We start from the raw sequence: 22,492 nt of genomic DNA, 5'->3' as shown, positions 1-22,492 counted from the left end.
TCCTTTTCTCTCATTTAGAAACCCAGACGTACTGTACCTCAGTCCATTGCTCAGTGGGTTTGCCATCGACCGTGCCGGGCGTGAAGGTGCACTTGGCCAGCGCCGTGCGCGCCGCTTCGTCGAGCGAGGTGTCGCCACTCGACTTGCGCAAGGTGGTGCCCTGCACCTTGCCTTCGGCGCTGACCAGGAAGCCGAGCGTCACCGTGCCCTGGATATCGCGCGCCAGCGCCTCGGCCGGATACTTGGGCCGCTCGCAGGAGTTGAATTGCGCGACCGGGATGTTGACGATGCTGTCGGCTTTTGCCATGACCGGACTGGACGCCGGCGTCTGGGCGCAGCCGGCCAGGCCGGCCAGGGCAAATCCAAGGACCGGAATCGCGGCCTTCCAGTTCAGCGCTTCGGTGTCGGGACGAACCAGTTGCTTGATGCGTGACATGAGATCTCCTCCGTTGGCCGCCTGGGCCAGGTGGTGGGTGGAGAACTGGAGCTTTTCCAGTTCGGAGAGGGCCAGGGCCAGGCGGCGCGGTTCGCCCAGTTGCCTTGCCGCGATGGAGTCGGCGATCTGTTCCCGTTCGACGCGGATACGGCGCGAGATCCACCAGACTGCCGGGTGGTAGAACAACAGCGATTCGATGACGTTCTGGAGCAGGTTGACCAGGTAGTCGTGGCGCTGGATGTGCGCCAGTTCGTGCGCCAGCAGCGCTTCCAGCAGGTGCGGCGGCATGCTCGTCACCAGCGACGCCGGCACCAGCACCACCGGCCGCCACCAGCCGGCCGTGACCGGGCTGGCCAGGCGATCGACGATGCGCAGGCGGATTGGCCGCGCCAGGCCGAATTGCGTTGCGAGCCGGTCGACGCGCGCCTGCCAGGCCGGGTCGTGTGCTTCGTGCGTGGCCGCGTGCCGTAGCCACAGCAGGCCGGCGATCATGCGCAGCGCCAGGAATAGCGCGCACAGGCCCCAGGCGCCGACGATCCAGGCCAGGTTGCGCTGGAACAGGCCGCTCCAGCCGCTGTCCTGGACGACGCCGGACGCGGTGCCAGCCAGCACGATGGCGAAGCCGCCATTGGCGCCGCTGTCGCCCGTCAGGCGGATGAACAGTTCGGTCGCCGGCCAGGCCAGGCAGAGCAGCAGGCCGCTGCAGGCGACCAGGTAGCGCGTCTCGGGGCGCGCCTTGCGCAGCAAGGCGAGTGCGAGCGCGGTCTGGCCGCCGACCAGCGCGCCCTGCCAGCTGAAGTGGATCAGCGTCCAGCCGATGCTGTCGACGAGGTCGAGGGCGTTCATCGCTTGTCCTCGTCCTTCAGCAATTGCTCGATCTCCGCGCGCTCCTTCTTCGAGATGCCGCTTTTCAGCGCGGCCAGCACCAGCGCCTTGGCCGAGCCGGAGAAGGCGCGCTGCATCAGGTCTTGCAGCAGATTGGTCTGCAGTGCGTCGCGTTCATGCACCGGCGCATACACGTGGGAGCGTTCGCTCTCGTCGCGGTTCAAGAGGCCCTTGCCGTGCATGACCTGCATCAGGCGCAGCACCGTGGCATAGGTCACGTCGGGACGTTGCGGCAGCATCGCCTCGTGCACCTGCTTGGCGGTGGCCGCGCCGAGCGGCCACAGCACTTGCAGCAGGTCGAGTTCGGCGGGCGTGGGCTTGGGGGCGTCGGGTGAGCGCGGCATGATGTGACCTCGTCTGTTCAGGATGAAACTAGATTATCCTGTCTAGATTGAGTTGTCTACATCAATTCGCGCGATCATGCGGGCTGGATAGTGCGGGGCAATGCCGCGCCGAACGGCGACTCAGGACTTGCGGGGCAGGGCGCCGAATTTCTCGATGGTTTCCAGCAGCACCTTGGCGCGGAACGGCTTGAGAATCACGCGGCTGATATTGCGGTCGCGCAGCGCCGTCAGCAATTCCGCCGTGGCCTGCTCGGCCATGATGGCGATCGGCATCGTCTTGCCGGGAGGATCCTCGGCGCGCAGCCGGTCGATGAGGCCCAGGTCGTACTGGCGGTCGGCGCCGCTGCCGATGCAGCTGACGGCGACCACGGCGCCATGAAAAGTGCGCGAGCGCAGCATGCGCAGCGCGGCGTCGTTGCTGGCCGCTTCGTGCACCTGGCTCATGCCGAGGCTGCGCGCCGTCATGACCACGGTGCGGCGCAACATCGGCTCCGGTTCGACCAGCAGGATGTGGCTGTCAGGCATCGTCATTCTCCTCCCTGCGCACCAGTTCCATCACCGCGAGATCGCGCAACGTGCCAAGGATGCCCAAATCGAGCGCATCGAAGGTGCGCGGGCGGGTGTCGACCACGCACAGCGTACCGAGCCGCAGGCCGGAGGGAAGGATCAAGGGGGCGCCTGCATAGAAGCGGATGTGCGGGTTCCCGGTTACCTGCGGGTTTTGCGCAAAGCGGGGGTCCGCCTGCGCATCGGGAACGACCATGATGTCTTCCTGCAGGATGGCGTGCGCGCAGAACGAAATGTCGCGGCCGGTCTCGCAGGCATCGATACCGACCTTGGCCTTGAACCACTGGCGCTCGGCATCGACCAGCGTGACGACCGCGATCGGCACCTCGAACTCCTGGGCCGCGAAAGCGGCGATCCTGTCGAAGCGCTCTTCGGGCGGCGTGTCGAGGATCAGCAATTCGTACAGCGCGGCCAGGCGTGCAGCTTCGTTGTCGGGAATGGCGGCAACTTGCATGGGTGCGATGGGCAGTAAGGATGCGGGCAATATAGCAGACCGGAAAATTTTCGGGTGCGAAAAAAAAGCCGCGCCACCAGGGCACGGCTTTCGCTGAACTGCGCGGGGAAGGAGATCAAGCCGCTTCGCGCACTTCCTTCAGGCCGGTGGCCTGGTCTTCGACTTTCACGCGGCCGCTCAGCACATCGTCCATGCGGGCCGAATCCAGCTCTTTTTCCCACTTCGACACGACCACGGTGGCGACACCGTTGCCGATGAAGTTGGTCAGGGCGCGCGCTTCGCTCATGAAGCGGTCGATGCCGAGGATCAGCGCCATGCCGGCCACGGGAATCGTCGGCACCACGGCCAGGGTCGCGGCCAGGGTGATGAAGCCGGCGCCGGTGATGCCCGACGCGCCTTTCGAGGTCAGCATCGCCACCAGCAGGATGGTCAGTTCCTGGGTCAGGGTCAGGTCGGTATTCGTCGCCTGGGCAACGAACAGGGCCGCCATCGTCATGTAGATATTGGTGCCGTCCAGGTTGAACGAGTAACCGGTCGGGACCACGAGGCCGACGACGGGCTTCGAGCAACCCAGTTTTTCCAGTTTGCGCATCAGGTTCGGCAGGGCGCTTTCGGACGACGAGGTGCCCAGCACGATCAGCAGTTCTTCCTTGATGTACTTGATGAACTTGAAGATCGAGAAGCCGGTGAACTTGGCGATCAGGCCCAGCACGACGAACACGAACAGCGCGCAGGTCAGGTAGAACGAGCCCATCAGCTTGGCCAGCGGCACCAGCGATTCGAGGCCGTATTTGCCGATGGTGAAGGCCATCGCGCCGAAGGCGCCGAGCGGGGCGACTTTCATGACGATGTTGACGATGCCGAAGATCACGTGGGCGATGTCGTCGATGAACTTGGTCACCGGACGGCCGCGTTCGCCCATCATCGACAGCGCGAAGCCGAACAGGATCGCGACCAGCAGCACCTGCAGGATATTACCGGTAGCAAAAGCATCCACGAACGTGGTCGGGATGATGTGCATGATGAATTCGGTGGTCGTCTGGGCATGCGCATTGGTGGTGTACTGCGCGATCGAGCTCGAATCGAGGTGGGCCGGATCGACGTTGAAGCCGGCGCCCGGCTTGGCGAGGTTGGCGACGATCAGGCCGATGGCCAGCGCGAAGGTCGACACGACCTCGAAGTAGATCAGCGCCTTGCCGCCGACGCGGCCGATCTTCTTCATGTCCTGCATCCCGGCGATGCCGGCGACGACGGTACAGAAGATCACGGGGGCGATGATCATCTTGATCAGTTTGATGAAGCCGTCTCCCAATGGCTTCATCGCGGTGCCCAGTTCGGGGTAGAACACCCCCAGCAACACGCCAAGCACAATGGCGATCAGCACCTGGACGTACAGCACTTTATAAAATGGCTTCTTCATGACAACTCTTCAACGAGGTTGGTGGTTGTTCCATGTTGGAGCATTCGTTCTCAGCGGGCTATTGTGGAAATCCGCATGCTGCACTGCACCAGCGCATGACGAGCGGCAATGCACCGTGCGGGTGCAGAGGAGAAAAGCAGGGAGATGACGTTGTGCCACGCCATCGTTTGGGAGAGTGCGCGCTAGCGAGAAGCCGCCATTGCTGCACGGCGCCACGCGCCTGGCCCGACGCCGTAGCTGCGCTTGAACACGCGGTTGAACGCCGCTTCGGACTGGTAGCCGATCGCCGCGACCGGTCGGGTGTCGCGCGCCAGCCACTGCGCTGCCTGGGTCATGCGCAGCTGCACCAGCGCATCGAGCGGCGTCGTGCCCGCCAGCTGGCGGAACAGGCGCGCGAAGGTGGCGCGCGACATGAAGCAGGCCGCGGCCAGGTCTTCCACCAGCCACGGCCGCTCGGGTTGGGCCAGCATCAGGCGCAGCGCGGCGCCCAGGCGGCGGTCGGCCAGCACCGCCAGCAGGCCGGGCGTGGTCGGGCCGTCGTCGAGCCAGGCCCGCAGCAGCAGGGTAAATAGCGCGCCGGACAGTTGCTCCACCACGGCGGCGGCGCCGGGCCGGGCGCTGTCGGCCTCGCTGCGCAGCATCGTCACCAGCGCCAGCAGTCCGGCGAAATCGGGCCGCGTCGATGCGTGCACGACAATCACGGCGGGCAGCGCCGGCTGCAGCACGCGGCGCGCGCCTTCGTCGAACACGAACTGGCCGCACAGGATGCCGGTCGGCGCGCCGTCGCCGCCATTCGCCACCCAGCGCAGCGGCGCGGGGCCGGGCACGTCCATCAAGGGCTGCGCCCGTTCCGGCGGCCCCGCATGCAGGCGGTGCGCGCCGCCCTGCGGGAACACGACGATGTCGCCGGCGTGCAGGGCGATGCGTTCGCCCGTGGGCGTGTCGACCGCGGCCTCGCCCTCGACGATCAGGTGATAGGGCGCCACGCCGGGCGTGGCGGCAGGTTGTTCCAGCACCCACGGCGCGGCCAGCGCGCAGCGGATGTCGAGCGAGGTGCGCAGGGTGAACAGCGACAGCAGGCGGCTGAGGGTGTCGATGCCGTCGCCGGCGCCGCTGTCGTTTGCCATCCCGGGCTTACTGCGCAGCCCAGCCCCCATCCATATTCCAGGCCACGCCGCGAACCTGGTCGGCCGCCGGGCTGCAGAAGAACACGGCCAGCGCGCCCAGTTCTTCCGGCGTGACGAATTCGCCGGACGGCTGTTTCTCGGACAGCAGCGCGCGGCGCGCCGCATCGTTGTCCAGCCCGTCGCGCGCGGCGCGGTCGTCGACCTGCTTCTGCACCAGCGGGGTCAGCACGAAGCCGGGGCAGATCGCGTTGGCCGTCACGCCGGTCTGGGCCGTCTCGAGCGCCGTCACCTTGGTCAAGCCGATCAGGCCGTGCTTGGCGGCGACATAGGCCGATTTCTGCACCGAACCCACCAACCCGTGCACCGAGGCCAGGTTGATGATGCGGCCCCAGTTCTTCTGCTTCATGCCGGGCAGGGCCAGGCGGGTCGTGTGGAAGGCCGAGCTGAGGTTGATCGCGATGATGGCGTCCCATTTCTCGGTGGGGAAGTCCTCGACCGAGGCCACGTATTGGATGCCGGCATTGTTGACCAGGATATCGACGCCGCCAAATTTCTCTTGCGCATAGGCCATCATGGCCTCGATCTCGTCCGGCTTCGACATATCGGCATTGTGGTAGGCCGTCTGCACCCCGAACTCGGCGCCGGTGTCGGTGTACAGCTTCTCGATCTGCTGGGCGTCGCCGAAGCCGTTGAACACGATGTTGGCGCCTTGCTCGGCCAGCGAGCGGGCGATCCCGAGGCCGATGCCCGAGGTCGAACCGGTGACGAGAGCCGTTTTGCCACTGAGCGTGCTGGATTTCATGGAGTCCTCTATGTGAAGGTGATCGGGGGAACTTCTTCAGAATTGGTAGAATTCTAATCGCAACGCCTTTGCGATGGTGAATTGCCGAGCCGCCGCCAACCGGCAGGTGCATATTGTCATGATGGAGTCACGATGTCTGAACCCAGATTAAACAGCGTCCAGTGCAGCTCGCCGGCCGGGCTGCACCGCGTCGCCTACAAGGAATGGGGCGACGCGGACAATCCGAAGGTGCTGGTGTGCGTGCATGGCGTGACCCGTGTCGGCGACGACTTCGACCACCTGGCGCGCGCCCTGTGTGGCGAGTACCGCGTGGTATGCCCGGACATCGTGGGCCGTGGCCGCTCGGGCCGCCTGCGCGATCCGGCCTATTACACGGTGCCGCAATACGTGGCCGACATGGTGACCCTGGTGGCGCGCGTCACGGCGCGCGCCGGCAATGAAGACGTCGCCTGGTTCGGCACCTCGATGGGTGGCCTGATCGGCATGGCGCTGGCCTCGCTCGAGGACAGCCCGGTGAAGAAGCTGGTGCTCAACGATATCGGTCCGGTGCTCGACGGCGCGGCGCTGCAGCGCATCGGCGACTACATCGGCCAGGATGTGCGCTTCCCGAGCTTTGCCGCCGGCGCCGAATTCGTGAAGGCGGTCTCGGCATCGTTCGGGCCGCACTCCGACGACGAATGGCGCAAGCTGGCCGCCGACGTGCTGCGCCAGGGCAGCGACGGCCAGTGGGAGCGCCACTACGACTTGAACCTGGCGCAGCCGTTCCGGGCCATCACCCCGGAACGCGCCGCCCTGGACGAGGCCGCGCTATGGGCGGCCTGGGATGCGATCCGCTGCCCCACCTTGCTGGTGCGCGGCGAGCATTCCGACCTGCTGTCGCGCGAGACCGCGCAGCAGATGACGCAACGCGGACCGCGTCCGCGCCTGGTCGAAATCCCCGGGGTGGGCCATGCGCCGACCTTCGTGCACGACGACCAGATCGCGATCGCGCGCGAATTTCTCCTCGGTTGAGCCCATCGGGTTCGTTTTACACATACACATACAAGAAAGAGATCATGGAAATCAAACGACTGCACGTAGGCAAACGCCTGTCCGAAGTGGCCATCTACAATGACACCGTCTACCTCGCCGGCCAGATCGCCGAAGACACCAGCCAGGGCATCGAGGGCCAGATGCGCGAAGTGCTGGGCCACGTCGACCGCCTGCTGACCGAAGCCGGCAGCGACAAGACCTGCATCCTCAGCTGCCAGATCTTCATCTCCAGCATGGACAACTTCCCCGGCATGAACAGCGTGTGGGACGAATGGGTCGCCCAGGGCCACACCCCGCCGCGCGCGACGGTCGAAGCGAAGCTCGCCAACCCTGCCTGCCTGGTAGAGGTCTGCGTCGTCGCCGGCCTGCGTTAAACCGTTCATATGGTATCGACCGCCCTGCTGGGCGACGTCAATAGCGGCCTGGTCCAGGGCCTGAGCCTGGACGACTGCGTGCGCGTGCACGCGGCGCTCGACTACGCCGAAGCCGGCTACGGCGAGCGGGTCGCGGCCTCGGGCCAGGGCGCCTTCGAATTCTCGCTCGGGGCGGCCGGCACGCTGGCCTACCTGAACACCGACGCCGAGACCCGCATCGCCGGCCTGCTGTTCGAGCTGGCGCTGATGGAGCCCTCCACCTTCGGTACGATCGAGGAGCGCTTCGGCCCCGAGGTCGCGGCGCTGGTGCAGGGCGTGCACCAGCTGATCCGCCTGCGCGACCTGACCGTCGGCCAGGCGCCGGTGGGCAGCGGCAAGAACGCGGCCCAGCAGGCCGCGGCCCAGAACGAGACCCTGCGCAAGATGCTGCTGGCGATGGCCACCGACATGCGCGTGGTGCTGATGCGGCTGGCCTCGTGCGCCGCCACCCTGCGTTACTTCGCCGAACATAAACGCTTCGACGACGTCACGCGCGCCTATGGCCGCGAGGTGCTGGACTTTTATGCGCCGCTGGCCAACCGCCTCGGCATCTGGCAGCTGAAATGGGAGCTGGAAGACCTGGCTTTCCGCTTCATCGAACCGGACACGTATAAACGCATCGCGAAGATGCTCGAAGAAAAGCGCATGTCGCGCGAAAGCTTCGTGGCTTCGTCGATCGAGCGCCTGCAAAGCGAGCTGGCGGCAGCCGGCATCAAGGCCGAGGTGTCGGGCCGGCCCAAGCACATCTACAGCATCTGGAGCAAGATGCGCGGCAAGGAGCTCGATTTCACCGAGCTGTACGACGTGCGCGCCTTCCGCGTGATCGTGGCCGACATCAAGACCTGCTACACGGTGCTGGGCGTGATCCACAATATCTGGACCCCGGTGCCGAAGGAGTTCGACGACTATATCTCGCGCCCGAAACCGAACGGCTACCGCTCGCTGCACACGGTGGTGACGGCCGACGACGGGCGGCCGCTCGAGGTGCAGATCCGCACCCTCGAGATGCACAACTTCGCCGAGTACGGCATCGCGGCCCACTGGCGCTACAAGGAAGAAGGCGGCTCGAACTTCAAGAGCCAGGCCTACGACGAAAAGATCGCCTGGTTGCGCCAGCTGCTGGCCTGGAAGACCGACGTCACCGACGCCGTGGCCGGCCAGGAAGACCTGCAGAAGGAATGGGTCGAGAAGCTCAAGGCGACCAGCCTGGACGACCGCATCTTCGTGCTGACGCCGCAGGCGCGGGTGCTGGAACTGCCGGTCGGCGCGACGCCGATCGACTTTGCCTACCACCTGCACAGCGACGTGGGCCACCGCTGCCGCGGCGCCAAGATCGACGGCACGATGGTGCCGCTGAATACCCAGCTCAAGAACGGCCAGACCTGCGAGATCATCACCGCCAAGGGCGGCAGCGTCGGCCAGGGGCCGTCGCGCGACTGGCTCAGTCCCGGTTACGCGGCCAGCAGTCGTACCCGGTCCAAGATCCGCGCCTGGTTCCATGCGCTGGACCAGGCCGAGACCCTGGCCCAGGGCCGCGCCGCCGTCGAGAAATCCCTGCAGCGCGAGGGCAAGACCGCGGTCAACCTCGAGCTGCTGGCGCACAAGCTCGGCTTCGCCAAGGTGGACGAATTGTTCATCGAGGTCGGCAAGGACAAGTTCAGCCTGCGCCATGTAGAGGCGGCGCTGCACGAGAATGCCGAGCCGGCGCCCGTGGAAGACGCGGCGGTCGTCAACAAGAGCCGCGCCTCGAGCGTGGAGCAGGGCGCCAAGTCGGGCGTGCTGGTGGTCGGCACCGAGGGCTTGATGACCTTGCTGGCCAAGTGCTGCAAGCCGGCGCCGCCGGACCCGATCGTCGGCTTCGTCACGCGCGGCAAGGGCGTCTCGATCCACCGCCTCAGCTGCAAGAACTTCGCCGAGATGCAGGCCAAGTCGCCCGAGCGCGTGATCCAGGTGGAGTGGGGCACGGCCGGGATCGAGACCGTGTACCCGGTCGACCTGTTCATCCTGGCGCAGGACCGCCAGGGCCTGCTGCGCGATATCTCCGAGGTGTTCTCGCGCGAGAAGATCAATGTGATCGGGGTGAACACCCAGAGCGCCAAGGGCCAGGCGCGGATGGTGTTCACGGCGGAGATCGGGTCGACGGCGCAGGCGCAGAAGGCGCTGGCGGCGATCATGGAGGTGTCGGGGGTGATGGAAGCGAGAAGGCAGTAGGTGGGCGTGTGAACTTGGGTTCCCGCCTTCGCGGGAACGACGTGCATTAGGACGTGAACGAAGTTGAATCAGCAGGCTTATCGACCTGCTCGAACAACGTCGTTCCCGCCCTCGCCGGGCGCCTTGGCGGGAACCCAAGTCAGCCGCCCCCCACGAACGTAATCATTTGTCACGAACGCGCCCACACCCCTGCCGACCAAGTATCATTCCGTCCATGCCGCGAACGACTACTCCCATCGCCCGACCGAACCTCTGGTTCGCCCACCTGGCGCGCTACGTGCGCAGCTGGTGGTACATGATCCACCTGGGCGCGGTCGCCGTCGTCACGGCGCTCTCGCCCTCCACCTGGAAACACGCCAGCTTCCACGCCACGGCGCGCCACATCCACGCCAGCACCTGGCAGGTGCTGCCCTGGTTTACGCTCGCCTCGTGCCTGGTCAGCCTGGTGATCATCCGCATCGTGCTGGTCACGGCCAAGAGCTATGGCCTCTCTGGTTTCGCGCTCGAGATGGTGGTGCGGGTGCTGGTGCTGGAGCTGATCCCGCTGTCGGCGGCGCTGTTCGTGGCCCTGCGCGCCAGCATGGCCTTCGACGCCTCGGCCCTGGGCCTCGCGCGTTCCGGCCTGTCGATCCGCGCCGCCAGCGACGAGGCGCTGCGCCGGGTGCGGCGCGACCTGGTTCCGCAGCTGATCGCCAACGCGGTCGCGGTCCTGTCGCTGGCGATGGTCACCTCGATCGTCGTGCTGTTGCTGGCCTACCTGAACGTCTACGGCTTTTCGCCGTGGGGCATCCCGGACTACACCCGCACCGTGGGCCGCGTGTTCGCGCCGGTGGTCACGGCCGGCTTCGTGCTCAAGACGGTGCTGTTCGGCCTGGCCGTGGCCCTGATCCCGACCGCCGCCGTCCTCGAGCTGCAGCGCTATCCGCGCGCATTGGCGACCAGCGTGCAGCCTGGCGCGCTGCGCCTGCTGTTCGTGCTGATCGTGATCGAAGCCGGTTCGCTGGCGCTGAAATACATCTGAATTCCCGAACGAGAACCCCATGCCGGACCTGACTCCCGACCCCTCCATCCCCGACGAACCGAAGAACGTCGAAGCCAAGGCGACGATCGTCCTGGTGCTGCTCGGCCTGTTGATCGCCGCCTTCGTGCTGTACGTGATGTATGCGCGCGGCGTGTTCGAGCCGACCCAGCGCCTGACCCTGGTGGCCGAGGATTCGTCCGGCGTGATCCCCGGCATGGACATGACCTTCGCCGGCTTTCCGATCGGGCGCGTCCGCCAGGTCGACCTGGGCGACGACGGCAAGGTGCAGATCACGGTCGACGTGCAGAGCAAGGACGCCAAGTGGCTGCGCGCCTCGAGCGTGTTCACGCTGGAGTCGAGCATCGTCGGCGAGACCCGCCTGCGGGCATACACCGGCGTGCTGACCGACGAACCGCTGCCGCCCAATTCGACCCGCACCGTGCTGCGCGGCGACGCCACCGCCGAGATCCCGCGCATCGTCGCCACCGCGCGCGCGCTGCTGGAAAACCTGGAAACCATGACCGCCTCGGGCTCGGACGTGAATGCCAGCCTGGCCAACCTGTCGGCGGTGACGGGCCGCATGTCGGGCCGCTATGGCGTGCTCGGTGGCGCCCTGGGCGGCGACGAAGAGGCGAAGAAGCTCATGGAGGCGCTGGACCGCGTCAATGCGATCCTGGCCAAGGCCGACCAGCGCGTGTTCGGCAAGGCCGGCGTGATGGACGATACGCAGGCGGCGATCCGCCAGCTGGACGTGGTGCTGCAGGATGCATCGACGACGCTGAAGAAGGTCGACGCGGTGCTGGTCGAGGCCCAGGCGGTCGGCGCCAATACCCGCGAAGCCACCGAAGACCTGGGCGCCCTGCGCGGAGAAGTCGACGCCAGCCTGCGCAAGGTGAACCGGCTGGTCGAGGAAATCAACCGCAAGTGGCCATTCGCCCGTAGCAGCCAGGAGATCAAGCTTCCATGAAAACCGCATTCATCCTGATCGCCGCCGTGCTGGCCGGCTGCGCCAGCAAACCCTTGCCGCCCGACTGGCAGGCCAATGCCAAGGGTGCGCTCGACGCCTCGGTCGACGATTACCTGAAAGGCCATACCGCGGCGTCGGCCGCCGAATTCCGCGAGGCGCGGGCCGAGACGGCGGCCACCGGCCGCCTGGACCACGTGGCGCAGGTGGAACTGGTGCGCTGTGCGGCGCAGGCAGCCAGCCTGGTGTTCGAGGATTGCCCCGGTTACGCGGCGCTGGCGGCGGACGCGACGCCCGCCCAGCGCGCCTACGCCGCCTACCTGGCGGGGCAGTGGGATGGCCTGGACGTGGCGCAGCTGCCCGAGCAGCATCGCGCCGTGGTGACCAGCGGCGCGATCGACAAGATCGAGGACCCGCTGTCGCGCCTGGTCGCGTCCGGGGCGCTGTTCAAGGCCGGACGCATGACGCCGCAGGGTATCGTGCTCGCCGTCGACACCGCCTCGAACCAGGGTTGGCGTCGGCCCTTGCTGACCTGGCTGGGCGTGCAGGAACAGCGCGCCAAAGCAGCGGGCGATACCGCGGCGGCCGAACAGATCCGGCGTCGTATCGCGCTGGCGTCAAACGCGCCGTAAGAGGGGTGAAATCGTCGGCTGCTCAGGCGATCGACGTCCTCCGAATAGTTTTAAGCTGGCAATGGATTGCATAAAACGTTTGCCAATTTAATCTTATTAATGGAGCAGATCATGTCCCGCATCGATTCCGCCAATCCCTATCGCCTGCAAAGTCCGGTGACTTCCTTTACCGAACTCGCGAAGACCAAGCCGACGATTGCCACCCCCATGCCCGAGGAATTTGTCGCGGAGCTGAAGTTGCACGAAGAGCAGGTCGCAGCCCGCATCGAAGCGAGCTACAACTATGGCAAGGCAAATCCCGACCAGATCTATGCCCAGGTCAGCGTGGGAGGCAAGGTGGTGGCGACGGTGTACGAGTCGGGCATCACCTCCCTCGAGCGCGGTGCGTACGGCACGAACCTGACCGAGGACGGCGCCGGCCTGGACCTGGCCAAGGCCCGCCTGGCCGACATCATGGAAGCAGTCGAGGGCGAGGTGCGTTTCAGCGATTTCGAGCCGCAAGCGGGATGGGTCGCGTCGAATATCCCGGAGTTGGTGCTGCCGAAAGTGACGGCGCGCGGCCTGGTCGACCTGTGGCGGGCGATGGACTGGGACCTGGCGCGTTCGCGCATGGGGATCGACGATGCGGCGAAAGCCGAGCCGGCGGGCTGATCCGGCCGGTCCGTCAGGCGCGGGTGCGCAGCGCCCACGGCAGTGTATTGTGGATGGTGGTGGCCGCGATCGCCGCCTGGCCCGCCGCCACCGCGATCTGGTTCAGGCCGCGCGTGACGTCGCCGATGGCGAACAGCCCCGGCACCGAGGTGCGGCAATGGTCGTCCACCAGCAGCTTGTCGCATTCGACGGTCTCGGCGCCGAGCGCCGCCGCCAGGCTTGAACGGGCCGACTCGCCCAGCATCGGGTAGAACACATCGCATTCGTAGTCCTCGCCGTCGCGCGTGTGCAGCACCGGCCGCAGGTCGTCGGTCAACGTCACGCCCAGCAGCGGCGAAGTGATGTGGCGTACGTTGGCCGCGTCCAGCTGGCGCTTTTCCTCGTCATTGACGGCCGAGGTCCCGGCCCGCTCGAACAGCAGCACGTCGGCGCTGAAGCTGCGCATGAACAGCGCGTGGCCCACCGGATTGACTTCGGAGGTCGCCACCGCGATACGCTTGTCGATCACGTCGAAGCCATCGCAGACGGGGCACAGGCGCACGGCGCCGGCCGCCACGGCATCTTCCCAGCGCTCGACCGGCATGCCGGCATCGGCCACGCCGGTCGCCAGCAGCACCGTATGCGCGCGCAACACCGTCAGGTCGCCCTCGGGGCTGCAGCAATCGGCCACGAACAGGCCGTCCTCGATGCGCAGGTCAACGATCTCGCCGGGGAGCACGTGGCCGCCATAATTACCCAGCTGGCAGCGCAGTTGCTCCAGCAAGAGCTTGCCGTTGATTCCATCCGGGAATCCCGGATAGTTGTGCGAGACCGGAATCCAACCGAGCCGGCTATTGCCCTTGTCGACCAGGACGACGTTGCGGGTGAAACGGTGCAGGTAGATGGCGGCCGTCAGCCCGCCAGGGCCGCCGCCGACGATCAGGGTGTCGAATACATTCGCTTTGAGTTCCATGCGCCCGATTATCGCGGACCGGGAATTGCCGGGCTATCGGCGTGCGCCTGCGCCGCGGGTCGGCAAAGGCTTACAGGGCCGAACTACAGCGACTTGCCGCCGGCCGCCTCCGGTTGCAGGGTCACGTGATCGATGCCGTGGCGCTCACGCAGCATGGCGCGCACCGCTTCCAGCACCGGCGGCCATTCTTCCAGGCTGCGGATCTCGATGTGGCCGATCAGGGCAGGGTGGCCCGGCGACATGTCCCACACGTGCATATCGTGCACCGCAAGGACGCCGTCCACGGCGGCCATGTCGGCCCCGACCTGGACATAGTCGATCGCATGCGGCACGCCTTCCATCAGGAAGTGGTACGACTCCCTCAAAATGCCGCTGGTCGAGCGCAGGATCAGCAGGGCGACGAAGATCGACAGGATCGGGTCGGCCTGGACCCAGCCGGTCACGTAGATGATGGCGCCCGAGGCGATTGCCGCCAGCGAGCCGAGCAGGTCGCCCATCACATTGACCAGTGCGGCGCGGGTATTGATGCTGTCGTTGTTGCGGGAAAGAATCCACGCGACCAGCAGGTTGATCGAGGCCCCCAGGGCAGCGACCACCAGCACGATGCCGCCTTGCACATGTTCGGGATGGATCAGGCGCTGCACCGCCTCGTAGCCGATCCATGCCACCAGGCCCAGCATCGCCAGGCAATTGACGAAGGCGGCCAGGGCTTCGGCGCGCACGAAGCCGAAGGAGTGGCGCGCCGATGGCGGGCGCTTGGCGATCAGCTGCGCCAGCAGGGCCAGGCCCAGGGCGGCGGCATCGGTGACCATGTGGCCGGCATCCGAGATCAGGGCCAGTGAGTTGGAAATGAAACCTGTGATGACCTCGACTACCGCGAACAGAAGGGTCAGCCCGAGCGCCACCGCCAGCGCCTTCTGGCTGCGCGCCTCGATCGAGTGCGAATGGCTGGCGTCGCCGTCCAGGTGGGCGTGCAGATGGGAAGGATCGAGCGGCTTGTAGTTCATTTCAAGAAGTAAATATGGGACCTGGTGCCCAAGTGTAAAGCATCCTGCGGCCGCGAGCAGGAGCAGGCCCTGCGGCAACTATTTCCGTGCGAGGGTTGCGGTTCCTCCATGCGGTCCTTATAATGGCGGCATCGGGCGGTTAGTTCAGCTGGTTAGAATACTTGGTCGACATCCAAGGGGTCGCAGATTCGAATTCTGCACCGCCCACCAGTACACATTGAGTAAGAGCGAGAAAGGCACCGACGGTTATGACACCGCGAACTACAACCTGGTTGTGGGGGAATCGCTAGACGCGAAGGGGTGTGCTTTTGCTCAACACAACGAAGAAACGCGGCTAGTGCCGCGTTTTTTTTCGTCTTTCCGATTTTTGTTGTATTTTTATTTATTTTTCACCGGCGCGAGCGCCAATTGGAGAACAGCATGCTGAACGTTCGACTTCCCGATGGCTCCAGCCGTCAATTCGACGGCCCCGTGACGGTGGCCCAGGTAGCACAAAGTATCGCCCCCAGCCTGGCCAAGGCCGCCCTGGCCGGCAAGGTCAATGGCAAGGTGGTCGATACCTCGCACCTGATCGATGCCGACGCCGACCTGGCGATCGTGACCGACCGCGACCCCGAGGGCCTGGACGTGATCCGCCACTCGACTGCCCACTTGCTGGCCTACGCGGTCAAGGAATTGTTCCCGGAAGCGCAGGTCACCATCGGCCCGGTCATCGAGAACGGTTTCTACTACGACTTCTCGTACAAGCGCCCGTTCACCCCGGACGACCTGGCCGCGATCGAAAAGAAGATGGTCGAACTGGCCAAGAAGGACGAGCCGGTCACCCGCAAGGTGCTGCCGCGCGACGAAGCGGTCGCCTATTTCAAGTCGATCGGCGAAGCCTATAAGGCCGAGATCATCGCCTCGATCCCGGCCAATGAAGACGTGTCGCTGTACAGCGAAGGCGGCTTCACCGACCTGTGCCGCGGCCCGCACGTGCCGTCGACCGGCAAGCTGAAGGTCTTCAAGCTGATGAAGCTGGCCGGCGCCTACTGGCGCGGCGACTCGAAGAACGAGATGCTGCAGCGCGTCTACGGCACCGCCTGGACCAAGAAGGAAGACCAGGAGCAATACCTGCACATGCTGGAAGAAGCGGAAAAGCGCGACCACCGCAAGCTCGGCAAGGCGCTGGACCTGTTCCACTTCCAGGAGGAAGCGCCGGGACTGGTGTTCTGGCATCCGAAGGGCTGGACCGTCTGGCAACAGGTGGAGCAATACATGCGCCACAAGTACCAGGTGGCCGGCTATAGCGAAGTCAAGGCGCCGCAAATCCTGGACCGCACCCTGTGGGAAAAGACCGGTCACTGGGAAAACTACCGTGACAATATGTTCACCACCGAGTCGGAAAACCGCTCGTATGCGTTGAAGCCGATGAACTGCCCGGGCCACGTGCAGATCTATAACTCGGGCATGCGTTCCTACCGCGAGCTGCCGCTGCGCTTCGGCGAATTCGGCCAGTGCCACCGCAACGAGCCGTCCGGCGCGCTGCACGGCCTGATGCGCGTGCGCGGCTTCACCCAGGACGACGGCCACATCTTCTGTACCGAAGAGCAGGTCGAACGCGAAGTGACCGAGTTCCACGCCCAGGCGATGGGTGTCTATGACGACTTCGGCTTCACCAATATCGACGTCAAGCTGGCCCTGCGTCCGGACAGCCGCATCGGTTCCGACGAAGTCTGGGACCAGGCCGAGGAGTCGCTGCGCTCGGCGCTGCGCGCCTGCGGCGTGGAATGGACCGAGTTGCCGGGCGAGGGCGCCTTCTATGGTCCCAAGATCGAGTATCACCTGAAGGATAGCCTGGGCCGTCCATGGCAGGTCGGCACGGTGCAGGTCGACTTCTCGATGCCGGGCCGCCTCGGTTCCGAGTATGTCGCAGAAGACAATACCCGCAAGGTGCCGGTGATGCTGCACCGCGCGATCGTGGGCTCGATGGAGCGCTTCATCGGCATCCTGATCGAGAACTATGCCGGCGCGCTGCCCTTGTGGCTGGCGCCGGTGCAAGTTGCCGTTCTGAATATTTCGGATGCACAGGCCGATTACGTCAAGCAGGTCGAGGAAAAGCTGCGCGCGGCAGGCCTGCGCGTACACGCTGATTTGCGGAACGAGAAGATCACCTATAAAATACGCGAACATTCCGTCCAAAAACTGCCATATATCCTCGTTGTTGGGGATAAGGAAAAGGACGCGAACACTGTGGCCGTGCGTGCCCGCGGCAATGTCGATCTGGGCGTGATGTCCGTCGACGCGCTCGTGGAGCGTCTGGTTGGTGAAGTTGCCGCCAAGACGAAATAATCCCGGCCAATACCAATACATTCAAAGGAAACGACATAGCTACTGACAAGCAGAATCGCATCAATGGCGAGATCACCCATCCGGAAATGCGTTTGAACGGTGTGGACAACGAGCCGCTGGGCATCGTGACCCTGGCCGAAGCGTTCCGTCTGGCCGAAGAAAAGAACGTCGACCTGGTTGAGATCGCGCCAAATGCGGTCCCACCGGTTTGCCGCCTGATGGACTACGGCAAGTTCAAGTATTCGGAGCAGAAGAAGGCCCACGAAGCCAAGCTCAAGCAGAAGATCATCCAGGTCAAGGAAATCAAGTTCCGTCCGGGTACCGATGAAGGCGACTACAGCATCAAGCTGCGCAACCTCATCAAGTTCCTGGAAGAGGGCGACAAGACCAAGATCACCTTGCGCTTCCGTGGCCGCGAGATGGCGCACCAGGACATCGGCCTGCGCATGCTCGAGCGCCTGCGCGCCGACCTGGAAGCGGTTGGGACGGTCGAGCAGTTCCCGAAACTCGAGGGTCGCCAGATGATCATGGTGGTCGCGCCGAAAAAGAAGAAGTAATTCTTCGCGCGAGTAGATACACGGCCGGGTCCGTGATGCAGGCGAAAGCCGGCGTCGCGGCCCGGCTTTCACACGTCTGTGCTACGCGCAATTGCTTTCGTCGTTGTCGTCGATGACGTCGTTCCCGCGCAGGCGGGAACCCAAGTTGCGCGCATCCCCGTGCTGCAAAAAGCACCACGCATCACGCACACTTGGGTACCCGCCTCCGCGGGTACGACGTTGATCAGCGGCGCAGGATCGATCGTGGCGCGACGTTGTTTGATGTGTCTGGATGAGTTGCCGCAACCCATCCCATCCCCCAAAACCTGTGCTACAATCTGCGATTCCTGTTTTTAGAAACAGGTTGTAGCAGACTCGCTTCTGCTGCAAGACAAGTGAAAGTAGGCATCCAAGAGCAGCGTTGCTGCCACCTGCAATCCTGTCCCATATGAGGCTGTCCGCGAGGACAGATGACTATGCCAAAAATGAAAACCAAGAGCTCCGCGAAGAAACGTTTTCGCGTGCGTCCGGGCGGTACCGTCAAGTCGGGCATGGCCTTCAAGCGTCACATCCTGACCAAGAAGACCACCAAGAACAAGCGCCAGCTGCGCGGCACCCGTAACATCAATGCGTCGGACGTGACCAGCGTCTACCGCATGATGCCATCTGCTGTTTAATCTCACACTAAGGAGCGAATATGCCTCGAGTAAAACGTGGGGTTACTGCACGTGCCCGTCACAAGAAAGTTCTTGAACTTGCCAAAGGCTACCGTGGCCGCCGCAGCAAGGTATACCGTATTGCCAAGCAAGCAGTCATGCGCGCTGGCCAGTATGCCTACCGCGATCGCCGCAACAAGAAGCGCGTCTTCCGCGCACTGTGGATCACCCGTATCAACGCGGCTTCGCGTTCGCACGGCATGACCTACAGCGCCTTCATGAACGGCCTGAAGAAGTCCGCGATTGAACTGGACCGTAAAGTCCTGGCCGACATGGCAGTGCATGACAAGCCGGCATTCGCCGCGATCGTCAGCGCCGTCAAGGCCAAGCTGGCTGCATAATTTCAGTCTGCTAGCAAGTCAGTGCCACGTTAGCAATAGCGTGGTGCACTAGAAGCGGGGCAAGGTTCACACCTGTGCCCCGTTTTTGATTCTGGCGCCTCCCGCCAACGAAAAACAGGAAAAGAACAAGCATGAACTTGGAAGAACTCGTCGTCGCGGCCAGGACCGACTTCGCCGCCGCCCCGGACGCCGCCGCGCTCGAAAATGCGAAAGCCAAGTACCTGGGCAAGACCGGCCAGGTGACCGACCTCATGAAGGGCCTCGGCAAGCTCGACCCTGAGCAGCGCAAGGCGCAGGGCGCCCTGATCAATGCCGCCAAAGAACAAATCGAACAGGCCTTGACCGCGCGCCGCGACGCGCTCGCCGAAGCGCAGCTGATGCTGCGCCTGTCGGCCGAGAGCATCGACGTCACCCTGCCGGGCCGTGGCCGCTCGAAGGGCGGCATCCACCCGGTGATGCGTACCTGGGAACGGGTCGAGCAGATCTTCCGCTCCATCGGCTTCGACGTGGCCGACGGTCCCGAGATCGAGACCGACTGGACCAACTTCACCGCCCTGAACAGCCCCGAGAACCACCCGGCGCGTTCGATGCAGGACACTTTCTATATCGAGGGCAACGACAGCACGGGTAAACCGCTGCTGCTGCGCACCCATACCAGCCCGATGCAGGTGCGTTATGCGCGCACCCACACGCCGCCGATCAAGGTGATCGCGCCGGGCCGCACCTACCGCGTCGACAGCGACGCCACCCACTCGCCGATGTTCCACCAGGTCGAAGGCCTGTGGATCGGTGAAGACATCAGCTTCGCCGACCTCAAGGGCGTGTACCTGAACTTCGTCAAGGCCTTCTTCGAGACCGACGACCTGCAAGTCCGGTTCCGTCCGTCGTACTTCCCGTTTACCGAACCGTCGGCCGAGATCGACATCGCCTTCGGCAGCGGTCCGCTCAAGGGCCGCTGGCTCGAAGTGTCGGGCGCCGGCCAGGTGCACCCGACCGTGGTGCGCAACTTCGGCCTGGATCCGGAAAAATTCATCGGCTTCGCGTTCGGCTCCGGCCTCGAGCGCCTGACGATGCTGCGTTATGGAATCAACGACTTGCGCCTGTTCTATGAAGGCGACCTGCGGTTCCTGAAGCAGTTCAATTAATTTGCGAAGCTGAGGTAAAAGAATATGCAATTCTCGGAAAACTGGCTCCGTTCGATCGTCGATCCGAAAATGAGTTCGGATGAGCTGTCCCATCTGCTGACCATGTCCGGCCTCGAAGTGGAAGAGGTCGAGGCGGTCGCGCCGCCATTTTCTAACGTGGTCGTCGCCCACGTCGTCGAGGTGGCCAAGCACCCGAACGCCGACCGCCTGAACGTGTGCCAGGTCGATGCCGGCACCGGTACGCTGTTGAACATCGTGTGCGGCGCGCCGAACGTGCGCGCCGGCATGAAGGCGATTTGCGCCAAGGCCGGCGCACTGCTGCCGCCCGGCGCCGATGGCAAGCCCTTCGAAATCAAGGTCGGCAAGCTGCGCGGCGTCGAATCCCAGGGCATGATGTGCTCGAGCAAGGAACTGGGCATCTCGGAAGAGAGCAATGGCCTGATGGAACTGCCGGAAGACGCGCCGGTCGGCCAGAACATCCGCGACTACCTGGGCCTGAACGACCTGAAATTCACCATCAAGCTGACCCCGAACAAGGCCGATTGCCTGTCGGTGCTTGGTGTAGCGCGCGAAGTGTCGGCGCTGACCGGTTCGCCCCTGAGCCTGGCGCCGACGCGCGCCGTGCCGGTGACCAGTGACGAAGTCCTGCCCGTGAAAGTGTCGGCGCCGGAGCTGTGCGGCCGTTTCGCCGGACGCGTGATCCGCGGCCTGAACGCGCGCGCCGCGACCCCGGAATGGATGAAGCGCCGCCTGGAACGCAGCGGCCAGCGCTCGGTGTCGGCCCTGGTCGATATCTCGAACTACGTCATGCTCGAAGTCGGCCGTCCGTCCCACGTGTTTGACCTGTCCAAGATCCACGGTTCGCTTGACGTGCGCTGGGGCAAGAAGGGCGAATCGCTCAAGCTCCTGAACGGCAACACGATCGAGATCGACGAATGGGTCGGCGTGATCGCCGACGAAAAAGAGATCGAATCGCTGGCCGGCATCATGGGCGGCGACTCGACCGCCGTGTCGCTGGACACGACCGACATCTACCTGGAAGCGGCGTTCTGGTGGCCGAACGCGATCCAGGGCCGCGCCCGCCGTTATAACTTCTCGACCGATGCGGCGCACCGCTTCGAGCGCGGCGTCGACTACGCGACCATTCCCGACCATATCGAGCGCATCACCACACTGATCGTCGAGATCTGCGGCACGGCCGACACGAAAGTCGGCCCGGTCGACGACCAGGTCGTCAAGCTGCCGGATCGCCAGCCGGTGCAATTGCGCACCGCGCGCGCACAGAAAGTCATTGGCGTGCCGCTGACCGACGAGGTCATTGCCGACATCTTCACCCGCCTGGGCCTGGAGTTTACCCGCGGCGAGGGAACGTTCCTGGTGACGGCGCCATCGTACCGCTTCGACATCGAGATCGAGGAAGACCTGATCGAGGAAGTTGCGCGCGTGTATGGCTTCGAGAACATCCCGGCCAACCCGCCGGTGGCCCCGAGCGCCATGCTGATCGAACCGGAAGATACCCGCTCGCTGTTCGCGATCCGCCACCAGCTGGCGGACCTGGGTTACCAGGAAGTGGTCAATATGAGCTTCGTCGAAAGCGCCTGGGAACAGGATTTCGCCGGCAACGCCGAACCGATCCGCCTGCAGAACCCGATCGCCAGCCAGTTGAGCGTCATGCGTTCCTCGCTGATCGGCAGCCTGGTCGCCAATGTGCGCTATAACCTGAACCGCAAGGCGGGCCGCGTGCGCGTCTTCGAAGTGGGCGCCGTGTTCATGCGCAACGCCGCAGTGCAGGATGGCCCGCTGGCCGTGGCCGGCTACGAGCAACCGAAGCGCGTGGCCGCGATCGCCTATGGCCCGGCGCTGGATGAGCAATGGGGCCAGCCGACCCGCGCAGTGGACTTCTTCGACGTCAAGGCCGACCTGGAAGCGCTGTTCGCCCCGCGCCAGCTGCGTTTTACGAAAGCCGAACACCCGGCGCTGCACCCGGGACGCTGCGCTACCGTCGAGCTGGACGGCAAGCAGATCGGCCTGGTCGGCGAACTGCACCCGCGCTGGCTGCAAAAGTATGATCTGCCGCAAGCACCGGTATTGTTCGAGGTCGATGCCGAGGCCTTGCGCCAGCGCGTCATGCCGCGCTACGCCGAGATTTCGAAGTTCCCGGGCGCCACGCGCGACCTGGCGCTGGTGGTGAAACAGGACGTTCCAGCCCAGTCGGTACTCGATGCCTTCCAGGCCGAAATAGCCGCAAATCCGGCAGGCAAGATCGTGCAAGCCGTTGTTTTGTTTGATGAATATCGCGGCAAGGGCCTGGAGACGGATGAAAAAAGTCTTGCTTTCCGCTTTAGCTTGCAAGATACTCAATCGACGCTGCAGGACGATGCGGTCGATGCCATCATGGCAGCGGTCGCCGAATCGGCATCGACAAAACTGGGCGCGCGCCTGCGCGCATGATGACCGGGCGAACAAGTGTAAACTTGTTCGCCGTCCATTTTCTGAAACATTGAA

At 64.6% G+C, this 22,492-nt stretch carries 22 protein-coding genes and 1 tRNA gene; 14 read left to right on the top strand and 9 right to left on the bottom strand.

Annotation, left to right across the window (positions count from 1 at the left end):
* Window positions 1–10 precede the first annotated feature (10 nt).
* The 7 genes from Q9246_RS12270 to Q9246_RS12240 all read right to left on the bottom strand — a co-directional run bounded on the left by Q9246_RS12270 (window position 11) and on the right by Q9246_RS12240 (window position 6,035).
* Entirely contained in the window at window positions 11–1,282 is a 1,272-nt protein-coding gene (locus Q9246_RS12270) for a M56 family metallopeptidase (protein WP_306397820.1), read from the bottom strand.
* Complete coding sequence (locus tag Q9246_RS12265) at window positions 1,279–1,665, bottom strand: BlaI/MecI/CopY family transcriptional regulator (RefSeq protein ID WP_306397819.1); 387 nt, start codon at window positions 1,663–1,665, stop codon at window positions 1,279–1,281. Before Q9246_RS12265 ends, Q9246_RS12270 begins: the two co-directional genes overlap by 4 nt.
* A 120-nt stretch (window positions 1,666–1,785) precedes the next feature.
* Window positions 1,786–2,190, bottom strand: coding sequence for a DNA-binding transcriptional response regulator (locus Q9246_RS12260; protein ID WP_306397818.1), 405 nt, complete (start codon window positions 2,188–2,190; stop codon window positions 1,786–1,788).
* Window positions 2,183–2,686: a GAF domain-containing protein gene (locus Q9246_RS12255; protein WP_306397817.1), complete on the bottom strand. Its 504-nt coding sequence runs from the start codon at window positions 2,684–2,686 to the stop codon at window positions 2,183–2,185. The genes Q9246_RS12260 and Q9246_RS12255 overlap by 8 nt, the downstream gene beginning before the upstream one ends.
* A gap of 115 nt (window positions 2,687–2,801) precedes the next feature.
* On the bottom strand, window positions 2,802–4,106 hold the full coding sequence (locus Q9246_RS12250) for a dicarboxylate/amino acid:cation symporter (protein ID WP_306397816.1): 1,305 nt from the start codon (window positions 4,104–4,106) through the stop codon (window positions 2,802–2,804).
* Between the two features lie 182 nt (window positions 4,107–4,288).
* Complete coding sequence (locus tag Q9246_RS12245) at window positions 4,289–5,233, bottom strand: AraC family transcriptional regulator (protein ID WP_306397815.1); 945 nt, start codon at window positions 5,231–5,233, stop codon at window positions 4,289–4,291.
* Between the two features lie 7 nt (window positions 5,234–5,240).
* Window positions 5,241–6,035 (bottom strand): 3-hydroxybutyrate dehydrogenase, encoded by a 795-nt coding sequence (locus Q9246_RS12240; protein ID WP_306397814.1) that lies wholly within the window; start codon window positions 6,033–6,035, stop codon window positions 5,241–5,243.
* 132 nt (window positions 6,036–6,167) lie between these two features.
* Between Q9246_RS12240 and Q9246_RS12235 the strand changes: the two genes are divergently transcribed.
* The 7 genes from Q9246_RS12235 (at window position 6,168) to Q9246_RS12205 (ending at window position 12,959) form a co-directional block, all read left to right on the top strand.
* Entirely contained in the window at window positions 6,168–7,046 is an 879-nt protein-coding gene (locus tag Q9246_RS12235) for an alpha/beta fold hydrolase (RefSeq protein ID WP_306397813.1), read from the top strand.
* A gap of 44 nt (window positions 7,047–7,090) precedes the next feature.
* Window positions 7,091–7,441, top strand: coding sequence for a RidA family protein (locus Q9246_RS12230; RefSeq protein ID WP_306397812.1), 351 nt, complete (start codon window positions 7,091–7,093; stop codon window positions 7,439–7,441).
* 9 nt (window positions 7,442–7,450) lie between these two features.
* Window positions 7,451–9,691 (top strand): RelA/SpoT family protein, encoded by a 2,241-nt coding sequence (locus Q9246_RS12225; RefSeq protein WP_306397811.1) that lies wholly within the window; start codon window positions 7,451–7,453, stop codon window positions 9,689–9,691.
* Window positions 9,692–9,905: 214 nt separating this feature from the next.
* Window positions 9,906–10,712 carry an MlaE family ABC transporter permease gene (locus tag Q9246_RS12220; protein WP_306397810.1) on the top strand — a complete coding sequence of 269 codons (807 nt, stop codon included), beginning with the start codon at window positions 9,906–9,908 and terminating at the stop codon, window positions 10,710–10,712.
* A 19-nt stretch (window positions 10,713–10,731) separates the two neighbouring features.
* The gene (locus tag Q9246_RS12215; protein WP_306397809.1) at window positions 10,732–11,679 is read left to right on the top strand and encodes an MlaD family protein; all 948 of its coding nucleotides are present in this window, start codon (window positions 10,732–10,734) and stop codon (window positions 11,677–11,679) included.
* Complete coding sequence (locus Q9246_RS12210; protein WP_306397808.1) at window positions 11,676–12,308, top strand: hypothetical protein; 633 nt, start codon at window positions 11,676–11,678, stop codon at window positions 12,306–12,308. Before Q9246_RS12215 ends, Q9246_RS12210 begins: the two co-directional genes overlap by 4 nt.
* Before the next feature lie 111 nt (window positions 12,309–12,419).
* The gene (locus tag Q9246_RS12205; protein ID WP_306397807.1) at window positions 12,420–12,959 is read left to right on the top strand and encodes a hypothetical protein; all 540 of its coding nucleotides are present in this window, start codon (window positions 12,420–12,422) and stop codon (window positions 12,957–12,959) included.
* Between the two features lie 13 nt (window positions 12,960–12,972).
* Here the strand turns inward: Q9246_RS12205 and Q9246_RS12200 are convergent, their stop codons facing one another.
* Together Q9246_RS12200 and Q9246_RS12195 are read right to left on the bottom strand one after the other, a co-directional pair.
* A complete protein-coding gene (locus Q9246_RS12200; protein ID WP_306397806.1) occupies window positions 12,973–13,911 on the bottom strand; it encodes an NAD(P)/FAD-dependent oxidoreductase in 939 nt (312 codons plus the stop codon).
* Window positions 13,912–13,994: 83 nt separating this feature from the next.
* A complete protein-coding gene (locus tag Q9246_RS12195) occupies window positions 13,995–14,918 on the bottom strand; it encodes a cation diffusion facilitator family transporter (RefSeq protein ID WP_306397805.1) in 924 nt (307 codons plus the stop codon).
* Between the two features lie 133 nt (window positions 14,919–15,051).
* Between Q9246_RS12195 and Q9246_RS12190 the strand changes: the two genes are divergently transcribed.
* The 7 genes from Q9246_RS12190 (at window position 15,052) to pheT (ending at window position 22,438) form a co-directional block, all read left to right on the top strand.
* Window positions 15,052–15,128 (top strand) — tRNA-Val (locus Q9246_RS12190).
* Between the two features lie 210 nt (window positions 15,129–15,338).
* Window positions 15,339–17,249, top strand: a complete 1,911-nt coding sequence (gene thrS, locus Q9246_RS12185) for a threonine--tRNA ligase (RefSeq protein ID WP_306397804.1) — start codon at window positions 15,339–15,341, stop codon at window positions 17,247–17,249.
* Entirely contained in the window at window positions 17,249–17,806 is a 558-nt protein-coding gene (gene infC / locus Q9246_RS12180; protein WP_267876066.1) for a translation initiation factor IF-3, read from the top strand. Before thrS ends, infC begins: the two co-directional genes overlap by 1 nt.
* Before the next feature lie 455 nt (window positions 17,807–18,261).
* Entirely contained in the window at window positions 18,262–18,462 is a 201-nt protein-coding gene (gene rpmI / locus Q9246_RS12175) for a 50S ribosomal protein L35 (RefSeq protein WP_005667419.1), read from the top strand.
* Between the two features lie 20 nt (window positions 18,463–18,482).
* Entirely contained in the window at window positions 18,483–18,842 is a 360-nt protein-coding gene (gene rplT, locus Q9246_RS12170; RefSeq protein WP_005667421.1) for a 50S ribosomal protein L20, read from the top strand.
* A 131-nt stretch (window positions 18,843–18,973) separates the two neighbouring features.
* Window positions 18,974–19,987, top strand: a complete 1,014-nt coding sequence (pheS, locus tag Q9246_RS12165; RefSeq protein ID WP_306397803.1) for a phenylalanine--tRNA ligase subunit alpha — start codon at window positions 18,974–18,976, stop codon at window positions 19,985–19,987.
* 24 nt (window positions 19,988–20,011) lie between these two features.
* A complete protein-coding gene (pheT, locus tag Q9246_RS12160; RefSeq protein WP_306397802.1) occupies window positions 20,012–22,438 on the top strand; it encodes a phenylalanine--tRNA ligase subunit beta in 2,427 nt (808 codons plus the stop codon).
* Window positions 22,439–22,492 lie beyond the last annotated feature (54 nt).

Source organism: Telluria beijingensis (genome assembly GCF_030770395.1).
GTDB lineage: Bacteria > Pseudomonadota > Gammaproteobacteria > Burkholderiales > Burkholderiaceae_D > Telluria > Telluria beijingensis.
This window is presented reverse-complemented; position numbering and strand designations above follow the sequence as displayed.

Bases quoted from the DNA above. Each gene is read 5' to 3' on its own strand.
- Q9246_RS12250 (WP_306397816.1), bottom strand. From the start codon at position 4,106: ATGAAGAAGCCATTTTATAAAGTGCTGTACGTCCAGGTGCTGATCGCC.
- pheT (WP_306397802.1), top strand. From the start codon at position 20,012: ATGCAATTCTCGGAAAACTGGCTCCGTTCGATCGTCGATCCGAAAATG.
- rplT (WP_005667421.1), top strand. From the start codon at position 18,483: ATGCCTCGAGTAAAACGTGGGGTTACTGCACGTGCCCGTCACAAGAAA.
- Q9246_RS12260 (WP_306397818.1), bottom strand. From the start codon at position 2,190: ATGCCTGACAGCCACATCCTGCTGGTCGAACCGGAGCCGATGTTGCGC.
- Q9246_RS12230 (WP_306397812.1), top strand. From the start codon at position 7,091: ATGGAAATCAAACGACTGCACGTAGGCAAACGCCTGTCCGAAGTGGCC.
- Q9246_RS12220 (WP_306397810.1), top strand. From the start codon at position 9,906: ATGCCGCGAACGACTACTCCCATCGCCCGACCGAACCTCTGGTTCGCC.
- Q9246_RS12215 (WP_306397809.1), top strand. From the start codon at position 10,732: ATGCCGGACCTGACTCCCGACCCCTCCATCCCCGACGAACCGAAGAAC.
- Q9246_RS12245 (WP_306397815.1), bottom strand. From the start codon at position 5,233: ATGGCAAACGACAGCGGCGCCGGCGACGGCATCGACACCCTCAGCCGC.
- Q9246_RS12225 (WP_306397811.1), top strand. From the start codon at position 7,451: ATGGTATCGACCGCCCTGCTGGGCGACGTCAATAGCGGCCTGGTCCAG.
- Q9246_RS12240 (WP_306397814.1), bottom strand. From the start codon at position 6,035: ATGAAATCCAGCACGCTCAGTGGCAAAACGGCTCTCGTCACCGGTTCG.
- Q9246_RS12255 (WP_306397817.1), bottom strand. From the start codon at position 2,686: ATGCAAGTTGCCGCCATTCCCGACAACGAAGCTGCACGCCTGGCCGCG.
- thrS (WP_306397804.1), top strand. From the start codon at position 15,339: ATGCTGAACGTTCGACTTCCCGATGGCTCCAGCCGTCAATTCGACGGC.
- Q9246_RS12210 (WP_306397808.1), top strand. From the start codon at position 11,676: ATGAAAACCGCATTCATCCTGATCGCCGCCGTGCTGGCCGGCTGCGCC.
- Q9246_RS12195 (WP_306397805.1), bottom strand. From the start codon at position 14,918: ATGAACTACAAGCCGCTCGATCCTTCCCATCTGCACGCCCACCTGGAC.
- Q9246_RS12270 (WP_306397820.1), bottom strand. From the start codon at position 1,282: ATGAACGCCCTCGACCTCGTCGACAGCATCGGCTGGACGCTGATCCAC.
- pheS (WP_306397803.1), top strand. From the start codon at position 18,974: ATGAACTTGGAAGAACTCGTCGTCGCGGCCAGGACCGACTTCGCCGCC.
- Q9246_RS12235 (WP_306397813.1), top strand. From the start codon at position 6,168: ATGTCTGAACCCAGATTAAACAGCGTCCAGTGCAGCTCGCCGGCCGGG.
- Q9246_RS12265 (WP_306397819.1), bottom strand. From the start codon at position 1,665: ATGCCGCGCTCACCCGACGCCCCCAAGCCCACGCCCGCCGAACTCGAC.
- Q9246_RS12205 (WP_306397807.1), top strand. From the start codon at position 12,420: ATGTCCCGCATCGATTCCGCCAATCCCTATCGCCTGCAAAGTCCGGTG.
- Q9246_RS12200 (WP_306397806.1), bottom strand. From the start codon at position 13,911: ATGGAACTCAAAGCGAATGTATTCGACACCCTGATCGTCGGCGGCGGC.
- rpmI (WP_005667419.1), top strand. From the start codon at position 18,262: ATGCCAAAAATGAAAACCAAGAGCTCCGCGAAGAAACGTTTTCGCGTG.